General features: G+C 70.0%; 19 protein-coding genes and 1 tRNA gene. 8 read left to right on the forward strand and 12 right to left on the reverse strand.

All coding sequences use genetic code 11. The annotated features are described in order from the left end of the window. Nucleotides 1–6: 6 nt before the first annotated feature. From murA to leuC, 3 genes are read right to left on the reverse strand one after another with little or no spacing between them, the layout of a single operon-like run. Nucleotides 7–1,374, reverse strand: coding sequence for a UDP-N-acetylglucosamine 1-carboxyvinyltransferase (gene murA, locus AC1MBW_RS01250; protein ID WP_054145636.1), 1,368 nt, complete (start codon nt 1,372–1,374; stop codon nt 7–9). Continuing rightward, nucleotides 1,375–1,971 carry a 3-isopropylmalate dehydratase small subunit gene (gene leuD / locus AC1MBW_RS01255; RefSeq protein WP_054145637.1) on the reverse strand — a complete coding sequence of 199 codons (597 nt, stop codon included), beginning with the start codon at nt 1,969–1,971 and terminating at the stop codon, nt 1,375–1,377. Continuing rightward, nucleotides 1,971–3,467, reverse strand: coding sequence for a 3-isopropylmalate dehydratase large subunit (leuC, locus tag AC1MBW_RS01260; protein ID WP_054145638.1), 1,497 nt, complete (start codon nt 3,465–3,467; stop codon nt 1,971–1,973). Before leuC ends, leuD begins: the two co-directional genes overlap by 1 nt. A 218-nt stretch (nt 3,468–3,685) precedes the next feature. Between leuC and AC1MBW_RS01265 the strand changes: the two genes are divergently transcribed. The 7 genes from AC1MBW_RS01265 to AC1MBW_RS01295 all read left to right on the forward strand — a co-directional run bounded on the left by AC1MBW_RS01265 (nt 3,686) and on the right by AC1MBW_RS01295 (nt 12,170). Continuing rightward, the gene (locus AC1MBW_RS01265; RefSeq protein WP_480025199.1) at nt 3,686–5,185 is read left to right on the forward strand and encodes an outer membrane protein assembly factor BamB family protein; all 1,500 of its coding nucleotides are present in this window, start codon (nt 3,686–3,688) and stop codon (nt 5,183–5,185) included. A gap of 20 nt (nt 5,186–5,205) precedes the next feature. Further along, nucleotides 5,206–6,627: a PQQ-binding-like beta-propeller repeat protein gene (locus AC1MBW_RS01270; protein ID WP_480025200.1), complete on the forward strand. Its 1,422-nt coding sequence runs from the start codon at nt 5,206–5,208 to the stop codon at nt 6,625–6,627. A 55-nt stretch (nt 6,628–6,682) separates the two neighbouring features. Further along, on the forward strand, nt 6,683–7,327 hold the full coding sequence (locus tag AC1MBW_RS01275; protein WP_480025201.1) for an alpha-ketoglutarate-dependent dioxygenase AlkB: 645 nt from the start codon (nt 6,683–6,685) through the stop codon (nt 7,325–7,327). An 87-nt stretch (nt 7,328–7,414) separates the two neighbouring features. Continuing rightward, nucleotides 7,415–8,446, forward strand: a complete 1,032-nt coding sequence (locus AC1MBW_RS01280) for a LacI family DNA-binding transcriptional regulator (RefSeq protein ID WP_480025202.1) — start codon at nt 7,415–7,417, stop codon at nt 8,444–8,446. A gap of 129 nt (nt 8,447–8,575) precedes the next feature. Next, nucleotides 8,576–9,934, forward strand: a complete 1,359-nt coding sequence (locus AC1MBW_RS01285) for an ABC transporter substrate-binding protein (protein WP_480025203.1) — start codon at nt 8,576–8,578, stop codon at nt 9,932–9,934. A 116-nt stretch (nt 9,935–10,050) separates the two neighbouring features. Then, entirely contained in the window at nt 10,051–11,190 is a 1,140-nt protein-coding gene (locus AC1MBW_RS01290) for a carbohydrate ABC transporter permease (protein WP_054145643.1), read from the forward strand. After that, nucleotides 11,187–12,170: a carbohydrate ABC transporter permease gene (locus AC1MBW_RS01295; protein WP_054145644.1), complete on the forward strand. Its 984-nt coding sequence runs from the start codon at nt 11,187–11,189 to the stop codon at nt 12,168–12,170. Before AC1MBW_RS01290 ends, AC1MBW_RS01295 begins: the two co-directional genes overlap by 4 nt. A gap of 129 nt (nt 12,171–12,299) precedes the next feature. Here AC1MBW_RS01295 and AC1MBW_RS01300 read toward each other — a convergent pair. After that, nucleotides 12,300–12,375 (reverse strand) — tRNA-Glu (locus tag AC1MBW_RS01300). 102 nt (nt 12,376–12,477) lie between these two features. On the opposite strand from AC1MBW_RS01300, the gene AC1MBW_RS01305 reads away from it, so the two are divergent. After that, complete coding sequence (locus AC1MBW_RS01305; RefSeq protein WP_071254264.1) at nt 12,478–13,113, forward strand: MBL fold metallo-hydrolase; 636 nt, start codon at nt 12,478–12,480, stop codon at nt 13,111–13,113. A gap of 88 nt (nt 13,114–13,201) precedes the next feature. Here the strand turns inward: AC1MBW_RS01305 and serA are convergent, their stop codons facing one another. The 8 genes from serA to ilvD all read right to left on the reverse strand — a co-directional run bounded on the left by serA (nt 13,202) and on the right by ilvD (nt 22,555). Further along, the gene (serA, locus tag AC1MBW_RS01310) at nt 13,202–14,791 is read right to left on the reverse strand and encodes a phosphoglycerate dehydrogenase (RefSeq protein ID WP_054145646.1); all 1,590 of its coding nucleotides are present in this window, start codon (nt 14,789–14,791) and stop codon (nt 13,202–13,204) included. A gap of 160 nt (nt 14,792–14,951) precedes the next feature. Continuing rightward, nucleotides 14,952–15,347 (reverse strand): hypothetical protein, encoded by a 396-nt coding sequence (locus AC1MBW_RS01315; RefSeq protein ID WP_054145647.1) that lies wholly within the window; start codon nt 15,345–15,347, stop codon nt 14,952–14,954. Then, nucleotides 15,344–15,856, reverse strand: coding sequence for a hypothetical protein (locus AC1MBW_RS01320; protein WP_054145648.1), 513 nt, complete (start codon nt 15,854–15,856; stop codon nt 15,344–15,346). Before AC1MBW_RS01320 ends, AC1MBW_RS01315 begins: the two co-directional genes overlap by 4 nt. Next, nucleotides 15,853–16,992 carry a mannitol-1-phosphate 5-dehydrogenase gene (locus AC1MBW_RS01325; RefSeq protein WP_480025204.1) on the reverse strand — a complete coding sequence of 380 codons (1,140 nt, stop codon included), beginning with the start codon at nt 16,990–16,992 and terminating at the stop codon, nt 15,853–15,855. Before AC1MBW_RS01325 ends, AC1MBW_RS01320 begins: the two co-directional genes overlap by 4 nt. Nucleotides 16,993–17,241: 249 nt before the next feature. Then, the gene (gene ilvC, locus AC1MBW_RS01330; protein WP_054145650.1) at nt 17,242–18,267 is read right to left on the reverse strand and encodes a ketol-acid reductoisomerase; all 1,026 of its coding nucleotides are present in this window, start codon (nt 18,265–18,267) and stop codon (nt 17,242–17,244) included. A gap of 73 nt (nt 18,268–18,340) precedes the next feature. Then, on the reverse strand, nt 18,341–18,847 hold the full coding sequence (gene ilvN / locus AC1MBW_RS01335; protein ID WP_043593980.1) for an acetolactate synthase small subunit: 507 nt from the start codon (nt 18,845–18,847) through the stop codon (nt 18,341–18,343). Then, nucleotides 18,844–20,736 (reverse strand): acetolactate synthase large subunit, encoded by a 1,893-nt coding sequence (locus tag AC1MBW_RS01340; protein ID WP_480025205.1) that lies wholly within the window; start codon nt 20,734–20,736, stop codon nt 18,844–18,846. Before AC1MBW_RS01340 ends, ilvN begins: the two co-directional genes overlap by 4 nt. A 106-nt stretch (nt 20,737–20,842) precedes the next feature. After that, nucleotides 20,843–22,555 carry a dihydroxy-acid dehydratase gene (gene ilvD / locus AC1MBW_RS01345; RefSeq protein ID WP_480025206.1) on the reverse strand — a complete coding sequence of 571 codons (1,713 nt, stop codon included), beginning with the start codon at nt 22,553–22,555 and terminating at the stop codon, nt 20,843–20,845. Between the last annotated feature and the right edge of the window lie 43 nt (nt 22,556–22,598).

A 22,598-nucleotide genomic window follows, 5' to 3' on the forward strand; every position in this document is an offset into this window, starting at 1 on the left:
GGTCGATCAGCCCTTGAAGTCGAAGTCGGCACCCAGCTTGCGCAGCTTCGCGATGAAGTGCTCGTAGCCACGGCTGATGATGCCGACGTTGCTGATCTTCGACTCGCCCTCGGCGGTCAGGGCCGCGATGAGGTGGCTGAACCCGCCGCGCAGGTCGGGCACGCGGATGTCGGCTCCGTGCAGGGCCGTCGGGCCGTTGATGACCGCGGCCTGCTCGAACTCGCGACGTGCGACACGGCGGTCGTGGTCGGGCAGTCCGTCTTTGTGGACCGTGATGTCGGCGCCCATGTCGTTGAGGGCCTCGGTGAACTGGAAGCGGTTCTCGTAGACCGTCTCGTGGACGACCGAGGTGCCCTGTGCCTGGGTGAGGGCGACGATGAGCGGCTGCTGCCAGTCGGTCATGAAGCCGGGGTGGACGTCGGTCTCGACGACGACGGGCTTGAGCTCGCCACCGGGGTGGAAGAAGCGGATGCCGTCCTCGTGGACGTCGAAGTCGCCGCCGACCTTGCGGAAGACGTTGAGGAACGTCATCAGGTCTTTCTGGTCGGCGCCCTCGACGAAGATGTCGCCCTTGGTCGCGAGTGCGGCCGAGGCCCAGCTCGCGGCCTCGTTGCGGTCGTTGATCGCCCGGTGCGTGTAGCCGCGGAGCTTCTCGACGCCCTCGATGAAGATGACGCGGTTCGGCTCGACCGAGACGACGGCGCCCATCTTCTGCAGGATGGCGATGAGGTCCATGATCTCGGGCTCGATCGCGGCGTTGCGCAGTTCGGTGACGCCCTTGGCGAGCACCGCGGTCAGCAGCACCTGCTCGGTGGCGCCGACGCTCGGGTAGGGCAGCTCGATGTTGGCGCCGGTGAGGCCGTTGGGCGCGGTGAGGTGGATGCCGTTGTACGACTTGTCGACGACGGCGCCGAAGGCACGCAGGGCGTCGAGGTGGAAGTCGATGGGCCGGTCGCCGATGCGGCAGCCACCGAGGTCAGGGATGAACGCCTCGCCCAGGCGGTGCAGCAGCGGTCCGCAGAAGAGGATCGGGATGCGGCTCGAGCCGGCGTGGGCGTCGATCTCGGCGAAGTGGGCCGACTCGACGGCGGAGGGGTCGAGGATCATCTCGCCGCGAGCCGGGTCGGTGATGCGCACGCCGTGCACCGAGAGCAGGCCACGCACGACGTTGACGTCGCTGATGTCCGGGACGTCCTTCAGGATGCTGGGGGTGTCGCCCAGGAGGGCCGCGACCATGGCCTTCGTGGCCAGGTTCTTGGCACCACGCACCTCGATGCGACCGATCAGCGGTTTGCCGCCTCGGATGACGATCTCATCGGAGGTCAACCCCACACGGGCACCTGCTGCTGCTGCGTCTTGGACGAGAGAGTTCACTTACTTCACCGGCAATGTCTTCGGGCGCCAGGCGGCGCGGCGGGATTCGAATTCTGTGATGGCCGCTTCGTCGCGGAGGGTCAGGCCGATGTCGTCGAGGCCTTCGAGGAGACGCCACTTAGTGTAGGCATCGACTTCGAATCCGACGGTGAGGCTGCCGACCGTGGCGGTCTGTGCCACGAGGTCGACCGTGATCTCGACGCCCGGCCGGCCGTCGATCTCGGCCCAGATGCGCTCGACGTCGTCTTCGGCGACGGCCGCGGCGAGCAGCCCCTGCTTGCCGGAGTTGCCCCGGAAGATGTCGCCGAACCGCGAGCTGATGATGACGTCGAAGCCGAAGTCGCGCAGCGCCCACACGGCGTGCTCACGACTCGAGCCGGTGCCGAAGTCGGGTCCGGCGACGAGGACGCGCGCACCCTGGAACTCGGGCCGGTTGAGCACGAACTCGGGGTCGTTGCGCCACCCGAAGAACAGGGCGTCCTCGAAGCCGGTCTTGGTGACCCGCTTGAGGAACTGCGCCGGGATGATCTGGTCGGTGTCGACGTTCGAACGCTTCAGCGGAGCGGCGACACCGGTGACGGTGGTGAACTTCTGCATCAGAGGGCCCTTGCTCGATCGGTGCCGTCGGCGAGGACGGGTTCGTCGGTCGCCCGGACGTCGGCGGAGGCCGCCACGACGTGGTCGTCGTCGGCCTGGAGGTCCCACGGCGACGACAGCGTCCCACGCACCGCGGTGGCCGCGGCGACGAGGGGCGACACGAGGTGCGTGCGACCGCCCTTGCCCTGGCGACCTTCGAAGTTGCGGTTCGAGGTCGACGCGCACCGCTCGCCCGGTGCGAGCTGGTCGGGGTTCATGCCGAGGCACATCGAGCACCCGGCGAAGCGCCATTCGGCGCCGAAGTCGGTGAATACCCGGTCGAGCCCCTCGGCCTCGGCCTCGAGGCGGACGCGAGCCGACCCCGGCACGACCATGACGCGCACGCCCTCGGCCTTGGTGCGGCCACGGATGATCGACGCGAACGCGCGTAGGTCTTCGATGCGACTGTTGGTGCACGACCCCATGAACACGGCGTCGACCGGGATGGCCTTCATCGGCGTGCCGGCCTCGAGGGCCATGTACTCGAGCGCACGCGTCGCCGCGGCCTTCTCGTTGGGGTCGACGACCGACTCGGGGTCGGGCACGGAGTCGCTGAGCGACACGCCCTGGCCCGGGTTGGTGCCCCACGTGACGAACGGCTCGAGCGTGTCGGCGTCGAGGAAGATCTCGGCGTCGAACACGGCGTCGTCGTCGGTCGGCAGGGTGTCCCAGTAGGCGACGGCTTCGTCCCAGTCGGCACCCGTCGGAGCGTGCGGCCGACCCTGCAGGTAGTCGTACGTGGTCTGGTCGGGCGCGACCATGCCCGCCCGGGCGCCCGCCTCGATCGACATGTTGCAGATCGTCATGCGCCCCTCCATCGAGAGGGCGCGGATCGCGCTGCCGCGGTACTCGAGCACGTAGCCCTGACCACCGCCGGTGCCGATCTGGGCGATGACGGCGAGGATGATGTCCTTCGCGGTGACGCCGGGGCGGAGCGTCCCTTCGACGGTGACCGCCATGGTCTTGAAGGGTTTGAGCGGCAGCGTCTGCGTCGCCATGACGTGCTCGACCTCGCTCGTGCCGATGCCGAACGCCATGGCCCCGAAGGCCCCGTGGGTCGAGGTGTGCGAGTCGCCGCAGACGACGGTGATGCCCGGCATGGTCAGGCCGAGCTGCGGGCCGACCACGTGCACGATGCCCTGCTCGGCGTCGCCCAGCGGGTGGAGACGGACGCCGAACTCGGCCGTGTTGCGGCGGAGCGTCTCGATCTGCGTGCGACTGGTGAGGTCGGCGATCGGCTTGTCGATCGCCAGGGTCGGCGTGTTGTGGTCTTCGGTCGCGATCGTCAGGTCGGTGCGACGCAGCGGCCGGTCGGCCTGACGCAGTCCGTCGAACGCCTGGGGGCTGGTGACCTCGTGCACGAGGTGGAGGTCGATGTAGAGAAGGTCGGGGGCGCCGTCTTCGCCCTTGACGACGACGTGGTCGTCCCACACTTTCTCGGCCAGCGTCCTACCCACGGGCACGCCCTTTCTCTTGTATCGACGGCAAGATGATCCGTGGAGTCTACGCCAGTGTTTCGGGCAGGTTTCTCGACGGTCGTGGGGTGAACCCGGCCCCGACGACGGCCATTCCCGGCGCACCCGACGGCTGCGGCGAGCGCCCGGGGCGAGGGCTCCGAATAGCATGACGACACCCGTCGGGCGGACGACGGGCGCGCTCGACGAGGAGGCCGACCATGAGCCACCCCGAGCGCGCGCGCGACCACCCCCGGGAGGCGCGGGTCGCCGGTCGCTGGCACCGCGCCTCCCCTGGTCGTCGCCTCGTCGGCGTGCTGGGCGCCCTGGTCGTGGCGTCCACGCTCGTGGCCGCCGGGGCGGTCTCGGTGGCTCCGCACTACGGCGACGGCCGCCCCTGGACGGGGCTCGCGGTCGACGACCTGAGGCGGTCGCCGGACGCGACCGGCTGGACGCTCGACCTGGCGGCGACGCTCGCGCCGGACGCGCCGCGTCGGTGCCTCAACTTCTGGGCGTCCCCGGCGGTCGACGGACTCGTGGCGGTCGGCACCTCGGTCGACCTGGACTTCGGCGACGCGTTGGGCGCGCCGGCCTGCCGCTCGTACGCGTCCGAGGCGGACTCGAGCCTGATCGGACTGGTGGAGACGGCCACGGGCACGGTCCGCTGGGTGCACGACCTGGCCCGTGACGTCCCCGACACCGACGCGCTGAGCATCCCCGCGACGCAGGTCGTCCCCTCGGCCGGTCGCGTGCTGGTGCAGACCCAGACCACGGGGGCGACCGTGCTGGCCGCCCTCGACCTGCGCGACGGTTCGCTCGTCGAGTCGACCCGCGGTCGGCGCGACCTGCCCAGCGTCAGCGTCGACTCGCGGGGAGCCCTGCAGTTGCGCACGTTCTCGGGCGTCGCCGGGTCGGGCGATCGGTACCAACTCGTGGAGGCCTCGCGTCTCGCCGACCCGGTGTGGGAGGGCGGGGTCGACTCGGGCAGTTCGCCGGCGCTCCTGAACGACGGCGCCCTCGTGTCGCGGGGCGGCGAGACCGTGTTCGTCGACGCCGCCACGGGTCGGGAACGACCGTTCGCGGCGTCACCGGACGAGATCGCCGTTCCGCCCGTCGGCTCGTCCGTGACGACGGACGACGGACGCCACGTCGTCGCCTTCGGCATCGATCGCACCCGCGCGAACGGCACCGTCGAGGCCCTCGACGACGACGGTGAGGCCGTCTGGAGCCGTCCGACCGGCGGACGCCGCCTGGCGGTCACGCCCTCCTGCGTGATCGTCGTCACCGGCGGCGACACGGAGGCGGAGTGCCTCGACCCCCGCGACGGCACGGTGCGCTGGACGACCGACCTGGGCGCCCCTTTCGCGGTCGAGGCCGTGCCGGGTCAGCGCGCGGCCGACGTGTTCGTCGTCGTGCAGCGATCGGGTGGGTCACGACTGCTCGCCCTCGACGGCGCCGACGGGCACACCCGTTTCAGCTCGTCCGTCGGACTGCTCGACGACCTCACGGCGGCGGGCCGCTCGGTGCTCTACCTGCAGACGGACGACGGTCGCTCGTCGGGGCGGGACGTGGCGGCCCTCGACCTGGACGACGGCCGGCCGCTCTGGTCGACCTCGACGTCGGGCACCGTGGCGTTCTGGGGCGGTCATCTCGTGCGGATCGACGAGCAGGGGGTCGCCCGGCGGCTCGTCGACACCGCCCGCGTCGGGGCGACGTCGTGAGGCCGGGACGCAGGCTCGCCGTGACCTACGCCGCCGTGGCCCTGGCCGCGCTCGCGACCACGGTGCTCGTCACGCCGACGCAGCCCGGCTACGGGGCCGACCCGCCCTGGCAGGGCATCTCGGTCGACGACCTCCGGCAGGAACCCGGCACGACCGGGTGGCGGGTCGACCTGCGGGCCGCCCTCGCACCCGAGGCCCCGGCCGAGTGCCTCCGCTACCGGGCCACACCCGTGGCGCAGGGGCTCGCGCTCGTGAGCGCCGCGGGGGCCTGGACCTACGGCTTCGCCAACGACGGCGACTGCGCCACCCCGACCCAGGGAGTGGGCACGCGCATCGGCGCGCTCGACGTCGACCGCGGTGCCTTCCGTTGGGTGCACGACGTCGCGGACGACCTCGACGGGCGCGGCCTGACCGGCCCCGCCCTCGTGTCGTCCGTGACGGCGGTGCCCGAGGCGGGACTCGTGCTCGTCCGGGCGGCGGTCGACGGCGAGCAGGTGCTGGCGACGCTGTCCCTCGAGACCGGGCGTCCCGTCGAGGTGGTCGAGACCGGCTCGGCCGGTGACGGGGACCAGTTCCAGACCGTGGGAGCCGTGGTGGTCACCGGCCGGCAGCAGGGCGTCGGCGGCGTCTACCGCTACGACCTGCGCGACGCGCGGGACCTCGACCGGGTGGTGTGGAGCGGGACCGCCTCGACCACGGGCGTCGCCCTCGCCCTGAGCGACCGGCTCGTCGTGGCCCGGGCGGACGGCTCGGTCCAGGTCGACCTGGCCACCGGCGTCGAACGCCCCTGGGGCGCCCGACTCGACCGGCTGATCGGCTACGTCGTCCACGACGACGTCGTCTACGCCCCCCGAGGAGGCGCGGCCACGGGACGTGGGGACGCGGGCTTCGTCGCGTTGACCGCCGGCGGCGAGCGCCTCTGGAGCTCGGACCGGGACGTCCGGGGCGGCTACTCGGTGACGAGGTCGTGCCTCGCCGTCACCGACGTGCGCTCGCGGACGGTGACGTGCCTCGACCTCGCGACGGGAGACGTGCGCTGGACCGACCCGGCGTCGAGCTCGTCCGCCCTCGAGGGCCTGCCCGGCCAGACCGACGACCGCGTGTTCGCGACGTCGACGGCCGCGGGCCCCGGCCCGGTCGTGGTCCGCGTGCTCGACGGGTCCACCGGCTCGGCCGGTGCCCGGGTGTCGCTGCCCGACGGGGCCGTCCTCGCGGCGGCGGGTCGGACGGTCGGCTACGCCCTGGCGTACGGCAGTTCGGGCGGGCGGTCGACCCTCGTGGCGTTCGACCTCTCGAGCGGGCGGACCCTCTGGCAGCACGCCGCGCAGCTCCAGGTCTACGCGTGGGCGGGGCGCCTGGTCGACGTGGACGTCGACGGGGTCGCGCGCGAGCTGGTCTCGCCTGCGCGCTTCGCGGTCCCGACGGGCTCTGGCGGTGGGTGACTCCACCACCGATCGTCATTCGAACGGGTGTTCGAACCTGGCGTAGGGTGTCGACATGAGCATCCCCTTCACCGCCTCGCTGCTCGACGGCCTGTCGGACGGTCCCGACCTCGCGCCGCTCGTCGGGCGCGTCGACCACCTCGACCTGGGCGAGGGCGCCTGGCTCGACGTCGTCCCCGGCTGGGCGTCGAGTTCCGACGCCCTCTTCGAGCGCCTCGTGACCGACGTGCCGTGGCGGGCCGACCGACGGCAGATGTACGACCGGGTGGTCGAGGTGCCGCGGCTGGTCTCGTCCTACGGCGCGGGCGACCCGCTGCCCGACCCGGTGCTGGCCCGGGCACGGGACGACCTCAACGACTACTACGCGCACGAGCGCGGTGCCCCCGCCGAGCAGCGCTTCGACCGGGCGGGGCTGTGCTTCTACCGGACGGGCGACGACAGCATCGCCTGGCACGGCGACAGCGTCGGGCGCACGATCGACCGCGACACGATGGTCGGCATCCTCTCGCTCGGGGCGCCGCGCACGCTCGCGGTCCGGTCCCGGTCGACCGGCACGACCCGGCGGTTCCCGCTCGGCCACGGCGACCTGCTCGTCATGGGCGGCAGCTGCCAACGGACCCACGAACACGCCATCGCGAAGACCAAGAAGGCCGTCGGTCCTCGCATCAGCGTGCAATTCCGACCGGTGTGGCCCACCTGACCCATCCCTGACGAGCCCCTCCGCCGCGCGGACCGCGGGGCGGTCGCTCGTATGCTGTGCACACGATCGACGACGAGGTGGACGAGAATGCCGGCAACCCGTGACGACGTGGCGCGTCTGGCAGGCGTCTCGTCGAGCACCGTGTCGTACGCCATCAGCGGGCGACGGACCATCTCGGCCGCCACCCGCCGCCGCGTCGAAGCGGCGATGGCCGAGTTGAACTACACGCCCAACGCGTTCGCCCGGGGTCTCGCCGGTGCGCGGGGCGGCATTCTCGCCCTGCACTACCCGTACGGGCGCCGCGGAGTCACGTCGTCCGAGTTCGAGTACGTGGCGGCGGCCACCGACCGGGCGAGGCGCCGGGGCTACCACCTGCTGCTGTGGTCGAACCCCATCGACGACGTCGAGGGACTCGGCAGCCTCGTGAGCGAGGGCCTGGTCGACGGGGTGATCCTCATGGAGCTCACGGCGCGCGACGACCGCGTCGCCGTGCTGTCGCGGTCCCGCCTGCCGTTCACGAACATCGGGCGCCCCGACGACGTCGACGGGCTCTGGTTCGTCGACGCCGACTACGACTCGCTGGCTCGTCAGGCGGTCGACCACCTCGCCGACCTCGGTCACCGACGCGTGTTCTTCCTCGGGCAGAGCATCCGAACCCCCGAGCGCGGCTCCGGTCCGCTCGACCGGACGACGAGGGCGCTGGTCCGCCCCGTCGGCGAGAGGGGCTTGACGCTCGAGGTGCATGCGGCCGACGACTCCGTCTCGGGTGGCCGCCGGGCCTTCGACGCCTTCGTCACCTCGGCAGCCCGGCCGACGGCGGTGCTCGGCTTCAACGAGATGGCGCTCGCCGGCTTCGTGCAGGCCGCCGCGACGGCCGGCCGGTCGATCCCGGACGACCTCACGGTGGTCGCGCTGAGCATCGGCGACCTGGCCGCCGAGATGACCTCACCGCCGCTCACCACCGTCAACCCGCCCGGCGCCGACATCGCCGCCGCCGCGGTCGACGACCTCGTCGATCGCATCGAGGGGCGACGCCACGACGCCCCTCACGTCCTCGTGGCACCACGTCTCGTCGTGCGGGGCACCTCGGCCGCCGCGCCCCTCGAACGGACGACGTAGCAGACCCGGTTGCGCGCCTCCTGCGAGTATGTGACACTCATCGTCGACGCGCGTCGACGACGACGTGCGGCGGACGATCACCCCGACAGCACGGGCCGTCCGCTCTTGCGACTCAACGAGGAGACACCAATGCGAGCATCCCTGCACCGCCGCTTCACGGGCCCCCTGGCCATCCTGGCGGCGTCCAGCTTCCTGTTGGCCGGATGCTCCGGCACGGCCGACCCCAACGACCCGAACGCCGGAGGCGCGGGTGCCGGTGACGTCGGAACCGCCGACGGCGTCGTCAACGTCTACGGCACCATCAACGGCGACGAGGCCACGCTCCTCGAGCAGTCCTGGGCCGACTGGGAAAAAGCCAACGACATCGAGATCAAGTACACGGGCGACAAGGAGTTCGAGAAGCAGATCGGCATCAAGGTCCAGGGTGGCGACACCCCCGACCTGGCGATCTTCCCCCAGCCCGGCCTGCTGGCCGACACGGTCGCCTCCGGCAAGGTGCAAGAACTGCCCGCCGACGCTCTGGCCAACGTCAAGGAGGGCTGGTCGGAAGACTGGCAGAAGTACGGTCAGGTCGACGGCAAGCAGTACGGCGCCCCCCTGATGGCCAGCGTCAAGGGCTACGTCTGGTACTCCCCCGCCAAGTTCGAGGAGTGGGGTGTCGAGGTCCCCAAGACCTACGACGAGCTCATCGCCCTGTCGAAGACCATCCAGGAGAAGACCGGCGGCCCGTCGTGGTGCGCCGGCTTCAACTCGGGCGAGGCCTCGGGCTGGCCGGGCACCGACTGGGTCGAGGACCTCGTCCTGCGCGAGGCCGGTCCCGACGCCTACGACTCGTGGGTCGCGGGTGACACGAAGTTCACCGACCCCGAGATCAAGGCGGCCTTCGACTCGGTGGGCGACATCCTGCTCGACCCGAGCCTCGTGAACGCCGGTTACGGCGACGTCAAGTCGATCAACTCGACCGCCTTCGGCGACGTCGCGACGAACGTGGCGAACGGCAGCTGCGCCCTGACCCACCAGGCCTCGTTCTTCGAGGGCTTCCTGACGGCCGCGAACAACGCGAGCGGTCAGCCGGCGACGGTCGCCGAGGACGGCGACGTCTGGGCCTTCCTCACCCCGCCGATGAAGGAGGACGACCCGGCAGCCGTCACCGGTGGCGGTGAGTTCGTGGCCGCGTTCTCCAACGACGACGACACCGCGAAGGTGCAGGCGTACCTCGCCAGTGCCGACTGGGCCAACAGCCGCGTCTCCCTCGGTGGCGTCATCTCCGCGAACAAGGGCCTCGACCCCGAGAACGCCGGCAGCGACCTGCTCAAGGGCGCCGTCGAGATCCTCCAGGGCACCGACACCACCTTCCGCTTCGACGGTTCCGACCTGATGCCCAAGTCGGTCGGCTCCGACAGCTTCTGGAAGGGCATGGTCGACTGGATCGACGGCACCGACACCGACACGGTGCTCGACGAGATCCAGGCCGGCTACACCTCGTAACACCCGCGCCACAGGGGCCACCGCGCGTCGGTGGCCCCTGACCCCGCGCCCGCTCGCCGCCCCGGGTGACGGCGACGGGCCCCGTCCTGCTCGGACCCGAACGTGAAAGGACAGAGATGTCCAGTTTCTTCCAGTGGCTGGCGGGAATCCCGCCCCTGGCGCAGATCCCCTTGATCCTCGTCGCCTTCACCGCCCTCGTGGCCGTGGTGCTCGTCTTCGTCGAGTTCGCCCCCCGCCGGGGCCCGCAGTACACGATCATCCGGCTGGCCGTCTGCGTGGTCGTCCCGGTCGTCGTGCTTCTGGCGTTCGGCCTCTACAACTCGGTCATCTGGGTCGCCGCCATCGCGGCCGTCCTGGGCGGCGGACTGTTCCTGCTCGACTACCGCTCGAAGCGCGGTGCCGGGTACTCGCTGCAATTGATCGCCTTCATGGCACCCGCGGTCTTCTTCCTGATCATCGGGCTCATCTACCCGACGATCACGACCGCCGGCCAGGCCTTCATGAAGAACGACGGCTCCGGCTTCGCCGGCCTCGACAACTTCGTCTGGGTCTTCACGAGCCCCGACGGCCTCACGGCCTTCGGCAACACGCTGATCTGGGTGCTGCTCGCCCCGATCACCGCGACGGCCATCGGCCTCGCCTATGCCGTGTTCATCGACAAGAGCCGCGGCGAAAAGTTTCTCAAGCTGCTCGTGTTCATGCCGATGGCCATCTCATTCGTCGGCGCCTCGATCATCTTCAAGTTCTTCTACGACATCCGCCAGGGCGAGCAGATCGGTCTGCTCAACGGCATCCTCGTCGCCTTCGGCGGTCAGCCGGTCGACTGGCTGGGGCTCGAGCCGTGGAACACGCTCCTGCTCGTGATCGTGCTGATCTGGACGCAGGCCGGGTTCGCCATGACGGTGCTGTCGGCCGCCATCAAGGGAGTCCCCGCCGAACAGCTCGAGGCGGCGTCGCTCGACGGCACCAACGGGTTCCAGGCGTTCCGGCACATCACCGTCCCCGGCATCCGCACGACGATCATCGTCGTGCTCACGACGATCTCGATCGCGTCGCTCAAGGTCTACGACATCGTCTCGGCCATGACCGGCGGACGCAACGACACGACGATCCTCGCGTTCGAGATGGTCCGGCAGTTCCAGCTCGGCAGCCGCACCGGCTACAGCTCGGCGCTGGCCGTCATCCTGTTCGTGCTGGTGCTGCCGATCGTGATCTACAACGCCCGTCAGATCCAGAAGCAGAGGGAGATCCGATGACCGCCACGCCCACCCCGGTCGGGGTCGCCGTCACCCCGCGCACCGAGAGCCAGCTGAAGCGCGGCGTCGCGAAGATCGAGAACTCGAGCGGCAAGCTGAAGAAGGGCTCGACGAGCCGCGGCGCGACCATCGCCGCGCTGATCATCGCCGTGATCTGGACCCTGCCCACGGCCGGCCTGTTCATCTCGTCGTTCCGCCCCGCGAACGACATCAAGACCACCGGCTGGTGGACCGTCTTCGCCAACCCGGGGTTCACGCTCGACAACTACGTGAACGCCCTGAACTCGGGCGACAGCCTCACGCTCGGCAAGGCGTTCCTGAACTCGCTGGTGATCACGTTGCCGGCGGCGCTCATCCCGATCACGATCGCGAGCCTGGCGGCGTACGCGTTCGCCTGGATCGACTTCAAGGGACGCAACACGATGTTCGTGCTGGTGTTCGCCCTGCAGATCGTCCCGATCCAGATGGCACTGGTGCCGTTGCTCCGCCTGTTCTCGGACGGCCTGCGCATCGGTGGCCTGTACATCCTGCCGGGGCTCGGCGTGAACGGCCTCGACGGTTCGTTCGCGAAGGTCTGGATCGCGCACACGATCTTCGCCCTGCCGCTGGCGATCTTCATGCTGCACAACTTCATCTCGGAGATCCCGGCCGAGGTGATCGAGGCCGCCCGCATGGACGGCGCCGGTCACGGACAGGTGTTCTTCCGCATCGTGCTGCCGCTGTCGATGCCCGCGATCGCCTCGTTCGGCATCTTCCAGTTCCTGTGGGTCTGGAACGACCTGCTCGTGGCCACCGTCTTCACGTCCGGGCAGGGACTGCCGATCACGAAGGCCCTGCAAGACCTCTCGGGGTCGTACGGCCAGTCGTGGGAGCTGCTGACGGCCGGCGCGTTCATCTCGATCATCGTGCCGCTGATCGTGTTCTTCGCCCTGCAGCGGTTCTTCGTGCGCGGCCTGCTGGCAGGTGCCACGAAGGGCTGACCCACCATGCAGGACACGAGACCGCCGGGCGAGAGCCCGGCGGTCTCGTGCGTGTCGGGCCGTCTCATGCGGTGGCCGGAAACGAAGAAACCGCCAGGCGAGAGCCTGGCGGTTTCTTGTCGGTGCTTGTGGTGACCCCAACGGGATTCGAACCCGTGTTACCGCCGTGAGAGGGCGACGTACTAGGCCGCTATACGATGGGGCCGTATTTGCAACTCGTCGAGTATGCCACACCCCGCGAGTCCGTCACAAATCGAGACACCGGCGCGTCGAGATCGACCCACCCGACGCGCGTACAGTCGCTCTCATGCGCCTCACGAAGCTCGAACACGCCTGCCTGATCCTCGAGAAGGACGGGCGCAAGCTCGTCGTCGACCCCGGGTCGTTCACGGCCCCCCTGATCGACCTGCACGACGTCGACGCCGTCGTGGTCACCCACGAGCACGCCGACCACTGGACCCCCGACCAGCTGACCCACCTGCTCGCCACGAACCCCGACGCGACCGTCTACGGCCCGGCGGGCGTGGCCACGGCCGCCGAGGGCTTCGACGTGCACGTCGTCGCCGACGGCGACACCGTCGAGGTCGGCCCCTTCACACTCGCGTTCCACGGCTCGCGCCACGCGGTCATACACGAGAGCATCCCGGTCATCGACAACGTCGGCGTGCTCGTAGACGGCTCGCTGTTCTACCCGGGCGACCAGTTCACGGTCCCACCGGTGCCGGTCGACGTCCTCGCGACCCCCGTCGGGGCGCCGTGGCTCAAGGTGGCCGAGGTGATCGACTACGTCGCGGCGGTCAAGCCCCGACTGGCCTTCCCGACCCACGAGCAGACTCTCTCCGCGCCCGGACTCGCCATGCACTTCGACCGCATGAAGGCCTCCGCACAGTCGGTCGGCGGTGACGCCGTGAAGCTCGAGGCGCACGAGTCGCTCGACCTGTAAGCCCGCCGACACCGGGCAGTCCCCCGACGACGAACCGCCCCTCTCCGGCCTGACCGGATGAGGGGCGGTTCGTCGTCGGGCGCCGTGACTACAGCGTGACGTCGATCTCGCGCAGCGTCTTCGCGTCGATGGCGACACGCACCTTCTCGACGAGTTCGTCGGGCGCGGGGCTGTCGATGGTGAGGACGCTGAGGGCCTGCCCGCCGGCGCTCTGCCGGGCGATCTGCATGCCGGCGATGTTGATGCCGGCGTCGCCGAACTCGCGACCGTAGACCGCGACGATGCCGGGGCGGTCCGTGTAGACCATGACGAGGTGGTGGGCCGCGATGGGGACCTCGACGTCGTAACCGTTGATCTCGACGATCTTCTCGACCTGCTTCGTCCCGGTGAGGGTGCCCGAGACCGAGATCTGCGAACCGTCGCTCAACGAGCCGCGCAGGGTGATGACGTTGCGGTACTCGTCGCTGGTCGGATCGGTGAGCAGACGCACGGTGATGCCGCGCTGCTCGGCCAGCACCGGTGCGTTCACGTAGCTGACCGACTCGCTGACGATGTTCGTGAAGATGCCCTTCAGGGCCGCCAGCTTGAGCACGCTGACGTCGTACTCGACCAGGTCGCCTCGAACCTCGACGTCGACGCTCGTCAACGGGCTGTCGGCGAGGCCCGAGAACACCTGGCCGATCTTCTCGACCAGGGGGATGCCGGGACGCACGTAGGGGTCGATGACGCCGCCGGCGACGTTGACCGCGTCGGGCACCAGCTCGCCGCCGAGTGCGAGCCGCACCGAACGGGCGACCGAGACGCCGGCCTTCTCTTGTGCCTCGTCCGTCGAGGCACCGAGGTGGGGGGTGACCACGACGTTCTCGAGACCGAGCAGCTTCTGGTCGACCGGGGGCTCTTTCACGAACACGTCGAGCCCGGCGCCGGCGATCTCACCGGTCGTGAGAGCCTCGTACAGCCCGTCCTCGTCGATGAGGCCACCGCGGGCGACGTTGACGACGAACGCCGACTTCTTCATGGCCTTCATCTGCTCGAGGCCGATCATGCCCGTGGTCTCGGGGGTCTTGGGCATGTGGATCGTCACGAAGTCGCTCGTGGCGAGCAGCTCGTCGAGCGACAGCAGCGTGACCCCGAGCTGCTGCGCGCGGGCCGGCGTGACGTAGGGGTCGTAGGCCACGACGTTCACACCGAAGGCCTGCAGCCGCGCCGTGATCAGGGCGCCGATGCGGCCGAGGCCGACGATGCCGACCGTCTTCTCGTACAACTCGACGCCGGTGTACTTCGACCGCTTCCACTGCCCCTGCGCCAGGGCGGAGTGCGCCGCCGGGATGTGCCGGGCAAGACTGAGGATGTGCCCAACCGTCAGCTCGGCGGCCGAGATGATGTTCGACGTCGGGGCGTTGACGACCATGACGCCGGCCGTGGTGGCCGCCTTGATGTCGACGTTGTCGAGCCCGACGCCGGCGCGCGCGACGACCTTGAGCGACGGGGCGGCGGCGATGGCCTCGGCGTCGACCTGCGTCGCCGACCGCACGAGGATGGCGTCGGCGTCGGCCAGGGCTGCCAGCAGCGCGGGGCGGTCGGTGCCGTCCACCGACCGCACGTCGAAGTCGGGCCCGAGGGCGTCGACGGTGGCGGGTGAGAGTTCTTCTGCGATCAACACGACGGGCTTGGCCACGGGGCGGACGTCCTTCTCTGGGTGGTGGTCGGTGAGGGGCCGCGACGCGCCGTGGGCGCGGCTGCTGACGACTCTATCGACTCGCGCGGATCGTTACGTCCGGATGACGCCGTCCCCGGTGGACGGCGTCGACGACCCGACCCGCGCCTCCTCGGCTCGCTCAGACGGTCGTGACGTACGCCGTCAGGGTCAGCGACACGGCCGCCACGAGACCCAGGGCCGCGAACAGCGCCAGCGTGAACTTCCACAGTTCACGACGGCGGCCCACCACGATCGCGGCGACGAACGCCAGCGGCGGCACGACGACCCCGACGATCAGAGGCACCCAGGGCGGCGACACCACGAGGCCGTCCAGGCCGTTCTCACGGTAGAAGTCGTTGTTCTGCGTGAAGACCTGCGGTACGAGCACGAGGTTCGAGATCGCCTCGAACAGGTCGAAGGCGAAGAAGACGGCGAAGACGATCGCGACCGCGAGGTAGAAGAAGAAGGAGGCGCGGCCCGGTTCGCTCGCGTCGCCGGCCGTCACCGAGACGGCGTCGTGCTCGTGGTCGCTCATGCGGAGCCTCCGATCACGAGGGGCCAGGGGGCGACGAGGAGCGCTCCGAGGGCCATCCAGGCGAGACGGCGGCCGGTGCGATCGACGGGGACGAGCACGATGACCGCCACGAACCACGCGATCGGGGCCACCACGGCGAACAGCTCGCCGAGGTTCCACATGAGCGACGAGATCGCGTCGGTGAACGGGTTCGTGAAGTCGCCCACGGCGACGATCCAACCCGCGGCCCAGAGGAGGAAGACGCCGCCGAGCACGCCGTGCACGACCAGCGACGCCGAGCTCATCACGGCCGGGCCGTCGTCGACGTCGTCCTCGTCGTCCTCGTCGCCCGAGTCCGGCTCGCCCGACTCGTCGTCGACGTCGGCGCCGGTGGCGTCGGACCGTCTGCCCCGACGAGGGCGACCCGTGGGCGTGGGCCCCTCGACGTGACTGCTGTCGGCCTCGTCACCCCAGGTCAGGGCATCGTCGGCGTCGCCGCCGACCGGCACCTGCGGCTCGGCTGGCGTCATGCGGTGAGCTTGGACGAGACCGCCGCGAGCAACACGGGGAACAACGGGTGGTCGTCCTGGACGCCCGTCAGCGTGCGGGTGAGCTCGTCGGCCCCGAGGCCCGAGCTCAGCAGCGACTGCAGCTCGACGCTCTCGACGTCGTCGGGCACCGAGAAGTCGAGGGCGGCACGCACGGCGCGCACGAGGGCGTCGTAGGGCAGCCCGCGCTCGGCAGCCTGGGCCGCGGGTCCGACGAACCGCTCGTGCCGGCTGAGCTTGCGGAGCGGGTTGCGTCCGACGCGTTCGGTGGTGTCGGGGAGGTGCGGGTTGGCGATGCGGACGAGGTTCTTCTCGATGTAGGCCTGCTGCTCGTCGGCGTCGAGCTCGTGCTTGGCCACGAGCAGACCCTTGGTCTCGGCGAGGACGCCGCGGACCTCGGCCATGACCTCGGCGTCGTCGAGGGCCTCGCGGATGCTCGCGAGCCCCTTGCGGAACCCGTGGTAGGCGGCCGCGGCGTGGGCGGTGTTGACCGTGAAGAGCTTGCGCTCGATGAAGGGCTCGAGGTCGGCGACCCACGTGACGCCCTCGATGTCGGGGCGGTGCTCGCCGAACGGCGTGCTCTCGACGACCCACTCGAAGAACGACTCGATGGTGACGTCGAGCGTGCCGCCGGCCTGCTCGGGCACGATGCGGTCGATGGCGCAGTTCGCGAAGACGGCGTTCTCGGCAGGGTCGTGCTCACGAACGGCGGCCGCGAGCGAGTCGGTCGCGTTGATGGCGTTCTCGCAGGCGATGACGGAGAGCGGGGCCAGGTCGGCCGACCGCTGGGCCAGGCCCTTGGCGATGACCGGGGCGACGAACGGCAGGATGCGGGCGCCGACCGCGGTGGTCACGACGTCGGCGGTCGCGATCTCGGCGACGAGGGCCGCCTCGTCGGTGCGGCTGTTGATCGCTCGGTAGCCGTCGACGACCGTCGTCCGGCTTTCTTCGCCGACCTCGTGGACCTCGAACGACGACTGCGATCGCAGCGCCCCGATCAGGTCGTCGTTCACGTCGGCGAAGACGACCTCGTAGCCGCTCGCGTGGAGGAACTGGGCGACGAAGCCGCGGCCGATGTTGCCGGCGCCGAAGTGCACTGCTTTCTTGCTCTGAGCCATGCCTTAGATCATGCCACGAGGTCACCTGGCCGACGGACGGCGAGAGGGCCCCGCACCGGGTGGTGCGGGGCCCTCTCGGGTGGTTCCGGTGTCGCCTCGGGTCAGCGGGCGGCACTGCCGTCGCCCGTCGGCGAAGCCGACCGAGATGGCCTGCGTCGCCCCGGCTGCGTCGACGTCAGCGGGCGGCGCTGCCGTCGCCCGTCGGCGAAGCCGACCGAGATGGCCTGCGTCGCCCCGGCTGCGTCGACGTCAGCGCGCAGCGCTGCCGTCGACGTAGTCGGAGTCCTGCTGCTTCCAGGCGAACAGGGCACGCAGCTCTTGGCCGGTGGCCTCGATCGGGTGCTCCTCGCCCTTCTTGCGCAGCTGCTGGAACTCGGGGGCGCCGGCGTCCTGGTCGTCGATGAAGCGCTTCGCGAAGGCACCCGACTGGATGTCGGCGAGGACGGCCTTCATGTTGTCCTTGACGTCGGGGGTGATGACGCGGGGGCCCGAGACGTAGTCGCCGTACTCGGCGGTGTCGGAGACGCTCCAGCGCTGCTTGGCCAGGCCGCCCTCCCAGATCAGGTCGACGATCAGCTTCAGCTCGTGGAGCACCTCGAAGTAGGCGATCTGCGGCTGGTAACCGGCCTCGGTCAGGGTCTCGAAACCGTACTGGATCAGCTGCGAGGTGCCACCGCAGAGCACGGCCTGCTCGCCGAAGAGGTCGGTCTCGGTCTCTTCGGTGAAGGTCGTCTTGATGCCGCCGGCACGCAGGCCGCCGATGCCCTTGGAGTACGACCACGCGAGGTCCCAGGCCGAACCCGAGGCGTCCTTCTCGACGGCGACGATGACGGGAACGCCACGGCCGGCCTCGAACTCGCGACGGACGGTGTGGCCGGGACCCTTGGGGGCGACGAGGACCACGTCGACGCCCTCGGGCGCCTCGATGTAGCCGAAGCGGATGTTGAAGCCGTGCCCGAAGACGAGGGCCTTGCCGTCGGCGAGGTTGGGGGCGATGTCGTCGGCGTACACGTGGCGCTGCACCTGGTCGGGGGCGAGGATCACGATGACGTCGCCCCAGGCCGAGGCCTCGGCCGGTGTCTGCACGGTGAAGCCGGCCTCCTCGGCCTTGGCACGGCTCTTCGAGCCCTCCTTCAGCCCGACGACGACCTCGACGCCGGAGTCGCGGAGGTTCAGCGCGTGGGCGTGGCCCTGCGAGCCGTAGCCGATGACGGCGACCTTCTTGCCCTGGATGATCGACAGGTCGGCGTCGTTGTCGTAGACGATTTCAGTCACGGTGTGGGTTCTCCTTGGGTGGTGACGGTGGGGTGTCGGGGCGAGGAGGCGCGGTGCGCGGCCCCTCGCGGGGTCAGTTCTTGAAGACGCGGTCGGTGATCGACTTCGCGCCGCGGCCGATGGCCAGCAGGCCCGACTGCGAGATCTCCTTGATGCCGTAGGGCTCGAGCACCCGGAGCAACGCGGTCGTCTTGCCGGTGTCGCCCGTGACCTCGATGACGAGGGCGTCGGTCGACACGTCGACGACCGAGGCGCGGAAGAGGGTGACGGCCTCGAGCACCTGTGAGCGGGTCGTGTTGTCGACGCGCACCTTGATCAGCAGGTGCTCGCGCTGCACGGACTGCGAGTAGTCGAGCTCGACGATCTTGATCACGTTGATCAGCTTGTTCAGCTGCTTGGTGACCTGCTCGAGCGGCAGTTCTTCGACGTCGACGACGACCGTGATGCGGCTCAGGCCCTCGACCTCGCTCTTGCCGACGGCGAGGCTCTCGATGTTGAACCCGCGCCGGGCGAAGAGCCCGGCGACGCGGGTCAGCAGACCGGGCTTGTCTTCGACGAGCAGGGACAGGACGTGGCTCATGCGTGTTCTCCGGTCATGTCGCCGTCACGGGTGGTGTCGGAGGCGCTCGTGCCGGGCGCCTCGTCGTCCCACTCGGGAGCGAGGGCACGGGCGTGCTGGATCTCGGAGTTCGAGACCCCTTGCGGCACCATCGGCCAGACCATCGCGTCGCGGCTGACCACGAAGTCGATGACGACCGGTCGGTCGTTGGTCGCGAGGGCGAGCTCGATGGCCGCGTCGACCTCGTCCTCGGTGCGGACCCGGATGCCGAGCGCACCGTAGGCGTCGGCGAGCTTGACGAAGTCCGGCACCATGCGCGTCTCGTGACCGGTGTTGAGGTCGGTGAACGAGTGGCGCCCCTCGTAGAAGAGCGTCTGCCACTGCCGCACCATGCCGAGCGACGAGTTGTTGATGATCGCGACCTTGATCGGGATGTCGTTGATGACGCAGGTCGCCAGCTCTTGGTTGGTCATCTGGAAGCAGCCGTCGCCGTCGATCGCCCACACCACGCGGTCGGGCTGGGCGACCTTGGCCCCCATGGCGGCCGGTACCGAGTAGCCCATCGTGCCCGCGCCTCCCGAGTTGAGCCAGGCGTGCGGCCGCTCGTACTGGATGAACTGGGCCGCCCACATCTGGTGCTGGCCGACGCCGGAGGCGTAGATCGCCTCGGGGCCGGAGAGCTGTCCGATGCGCTGGATGATCGCCTGCGGGGACAGCAGGCCGTCGTCGGGCTGGGTGTAGCCGAGGGGGAACTGCTCGCGCAGCCCGTCGAGGTGCTCCCACCAGGCGGCGATGTCGGGCTTCACGCCGCCCGTGACCTCGGCGAACGCGTTCGTGAGGTCGGGGATGACGATCTTCGCGTCACCCACGATCGGGACGTCGGCGATGCGGATCTTCGAGATCTCGGCCGGGTCGATGTCGACGTGGACGACCTTCGCATCGGGCGCGAACAATTCGGCTTTGCCGGTGACCCGGTCGTCGAACCGAGCGCCGAGGGCGATGATGAGGTCGCTCTCTTGCAGGCCGAGCACGGCCGGGACCGTGCCGTGCATGCCGGGCATCCCGAGGTGCTGCGGGTGGGTGTCGGGGAACGCACCGCGGGCCATCAGGGTCGTGACGACGGGAGCCCCGGTGAGCTCGACGAGGGCCTTCAGTTCGGCCGACGCACCGGCGCGGATCACACCGCCCCCGACGTAGAAGACGGGCTTCTTCGCGTCCGCGATCATCTGGGCCGCGGCGGTGATCTGCTTGCCGTGTGCCCTCGTGACCGGCCGGTAGCCCGGCAGGTCGACGACGGGTGGCCAGATGAAGGGGGCGCTGTTCTGCTGCGCGTCCTTCGTGATGTCGACGAGCACCGGGCCGGGACGACCCGTGCTCGCGATCTGGTACGCCGCGGCGAGCGTCGCCGGGATGTCCTCGGGCTTCGTCACCAGGAACGAGTGCTTCGTGATCGGCATCGTGATGCCGACGATGTCCGCCTCCTGGAAGGCATCGGTGCCCATAAGGGTCGAGAAGACCTGCCCGGTGATGGCCAGCAGCGGCATGCTGTCCATGTAGGCGTCGGCGATGGCCGTGACGAGGTTCGTCGCACCGGGGCCGGACGTCGCGATCGCGACGCCGACGCGGCCCGACGCGGCCGCGTAGCCCTCGGCGGCGTGGCCGGCGCCCTGCTCGTGGCGGACCAGGATGTGCCGGATCGCCGTGGAGGCCATCAACTCGTCGTAGAACGGGATGATGGCGCCGCCGGGCAACCCGAAGACGTCGGTCACGCCGAGGTGCTCGAGCGATTTGAGGATGGCACCCGACCCGGTCAGCACGGGAGGCGCGGGGGGCGACCCGACGGACGCGCCGGCGCTCGGCCGGGCCGTCCGTGTCGCGGTGCCGGGCGTGGGGGTGGACTCTGCAGGCATCAGTGCCGGTTCCCTGTTCGTGGTCGGTGATCGATGGTGACGGTACGGGACGCGGCCGTGCACGGGGGTGAGACGACGCGTCGGCTCGGCCCGGGGGCGGGAGACGTCAGTAGGTGACGGCGCCCTCGGCCGCGGAACGGACCTGGCGTGCGTACTTCGCGAGGACACCGCGTGTGTAGCGCGGGGGAAGCGGTGCCCAGCCGTCTCGGCGGGCGTCCAGCTCTGCGGCGTCGACGAGTAGGTCGATCGAGCGAGCGGCGATGTCGACCCGAATCAAGTCACCATCGCGCACGAAGGCGATCGGACCGGAGTCGACCGCTTCGGGTGCTATGTGGCCGATGCACAGGCCGGTTGTGCCGCCTGAGAATCGTCCGTCCGTCAAGAGTAGTACATCTTTGCCGAGCCCAGCGCCCTTGATGGCTGCCGTGATGGCGAGCATCTCGCGCATGCCCGGGCCGCCCTTCGGGCCCTCGTAGCGGATCACGACCACGTCGCCGGCCTCGATGCGCCCCTCGGTGAGGGCGTCCATCGCGCCACGCTCGCGTTCGAAGACCTTCGCCGGGCCCTCGAACACGGAGGCGTCGAAGCCGGCCGTCTTGACGACGGCGCCCTCGGGTGCCATCGAGCCGCTGAGGACCGTGAGGCCGCCGGTCGCGTGGATCGGGTCGTCGAGCGTGCGGAGCACCTCGCCGTCGAGCGGCTTCGGCTTGATCGACTCGAGGTTCTCGGCCACGGTCTTGCCCGTGACGGTCAGGCAGTCGCCGTGCAGCAGGCCCGCGTCGAGCAGGGCCTTCATGACGACGGGTACACCGCCCATGCGGTCGACGTCGTTCATGACGTACTTGCCGAAGGGCTTGAGGTCGCCGATGTGCGGCACCTTGTCGCCGATGCGGTTGAAGTCGTCGATGGTGAGGTCGACCTCGGCCTCGTACGCGATGGCGAGCAGGTGCAACACGACGTTGGTCGAGCCACCGAAGGCCATGGCCACGGCGATGGCGTTCTCGAACGCCTTCTTCGTGAGGATGTCGCGCGTCGTGATGCCCTGACGGAGCAACTCGACGACGGCCTCGCCCGAGCGGTGCGCGAAGTAGTCGCGGCGGCGGTCGGCCGACGGCGGGGATGCCGAACCGGGAAGGCTCATGCCGAGGGCCTCGGCGACGCTGGCCATGGTGTTGGCGGTGTACATGCCGCCGCAGGCGCCCTCGCCCGGGACGATGGCGCACTCGATCGCCTTGAGGTCTTCGTCGCTCATGTTGCCGGCCTTGTGGGCGCCGACCGCCTCGAACGAGTCGATGATCGTGACGTTCTTCTCGGTGCCGTCGCTCAGCTTGACCCAACCGGGGGCGACGCTGCCGGCGTAGAGGAAGACGCTGGCGAGGTCGAGCCGGGCCGCGGCCATCAGCATGCCGGGCAGCGACTTGTCGCAGCCGGCGAGCAGCACCGACCCGTCGAGTCGCTCGGCGTTCATGACGACCTCGACGCTGTCGGCGATCACCTCGCGCGAGACGAGCGAGAAGTGCATGCCCTCGTGGCCCATCGAGATGCCGTCGGACACCGAGACGGTGCCGAACTGGAGCGGGTAGCCGCCGCCGGCGTGGACGCCCTCTTTGGCGCCCTGGGCCAGTCGGTCGAGCGACAGGTTGCAGGGGGTGATCTCGTTCCAGCTGCTGGCGATGCCGATCTGGGGCTTGCTCCAGTCCTCGTCGCCCATGCCGACGGCACGGAGCATGCCTCGCGACGTGGTGGCCTCGACGCCGTCGGTGACGACGCGGCTGCGGGGTTTGATGTCGATCCCGTCCGGGGTGGGCTTCTCTGGCATGGGTCGAGTTTAGGCCGTGGCCGGGCCCGCGCCGTCCACCGTG

The organism is Frigoribacterium sp. AP1 (genome assembly GCF_056680555.1).

Coding starts and splice junctions, on each gene's coding strand:
- leuD (WP_054145637.1), bottom strand. CDS start 1,971: ATGCAGAAGTTCACCACCGTCACCGGTGTCGCCGCTCCGCTGAAGCGT.
- AC1MBW_RS01265 (WP_480025199.1), top strand. CDS start 3,686: ATGAGCCACCCCGAGCGCGCGCGCGACCACCCCCGGGAGGCGCGGGTC.
- AC1MBW_RS01275 (WP_480025201.1), top strand. CDS start 6,683: ATGAGCATCCCCTTCACCGCCTCGCTGCTCGACGGCCTGTCGGACGGT.
- AC1MBW_RS01280 (WP_480025202.1), top strand. CDS start 7,415: ATGCCGGCAACCCGTGACGACGTGGCGCGTCTGGCAGGCGTCTCGTCG.
- AC1MBW_RS01285 (WP_480025203.1), top strand. CDS start 8,576: ATGCGAGCATCCCTGCACCGCCGCTTCACGGGCCCCCTGGCCATCCTG.
- AC1MBW_RS01290 (WP_054145643.1), top strand. CDS start 10,051: ATGTCCAGTTTCTTCCAGTGGCTGGCGGGAATCCCGCCCCTGGCGCAG.
- AC1MBW_RS01295 (WP_054145644.1), top strand. CDS start 11,187: ATGACCGCCACGCCCACCCCGGTCGGGGTCGCCGTCACCCCGCGCACC.
- AC1MBW_RS01305 (WP_071254264.1), top strand. CDS start 12,478: ATGCGCCTCACGAAGCTCGAACACGCCTGCCTGATCCTCGAGAAGGAC.
- AC1MBW_RS01315 (WP_054145647.1), bottom strand. CDS start 15,347: ATGAGCGACCACGAGCACGACGCCGTCTCGGTGACGGCCGGCGACGCG.
- AC1MBW_RS01320 (WP_054145648.1), bottom strand. CDS start 15,856: ATGACGCCAGCCGAGCCGCAGGTGCCGGTCGGCGGCGACGCCGACGAT.
- AC1MBW_RS01325 (WP_480025204.1), bottom strand. CDS start 16,992: ATGGCTCAGAGCAAGAAAGCAGTGCACTTCGGCGCCGGCAACATCGGC.
- ilvN (WP_043593980.1), bottom strand. CDS start 18,847: ATGAGCCACGTCCTGTCCCTGCTCGTCGAAGACAAGCCCGGTCTGCTG.
- AC1MBW_RS01340 (WP_480025205.1), bottom strand. CDS start 20,736: ATGCCTGCAGAGTCCACCCCCACGCCCGGCACCGCGACACGGACGGCC.
- ilvD (WP_480025206.1), bottom strand. CDS start 22,555: ATGCCAGAGAAGCCCACCCCGGACGGGATCGACATCAAACCCCGCAGC.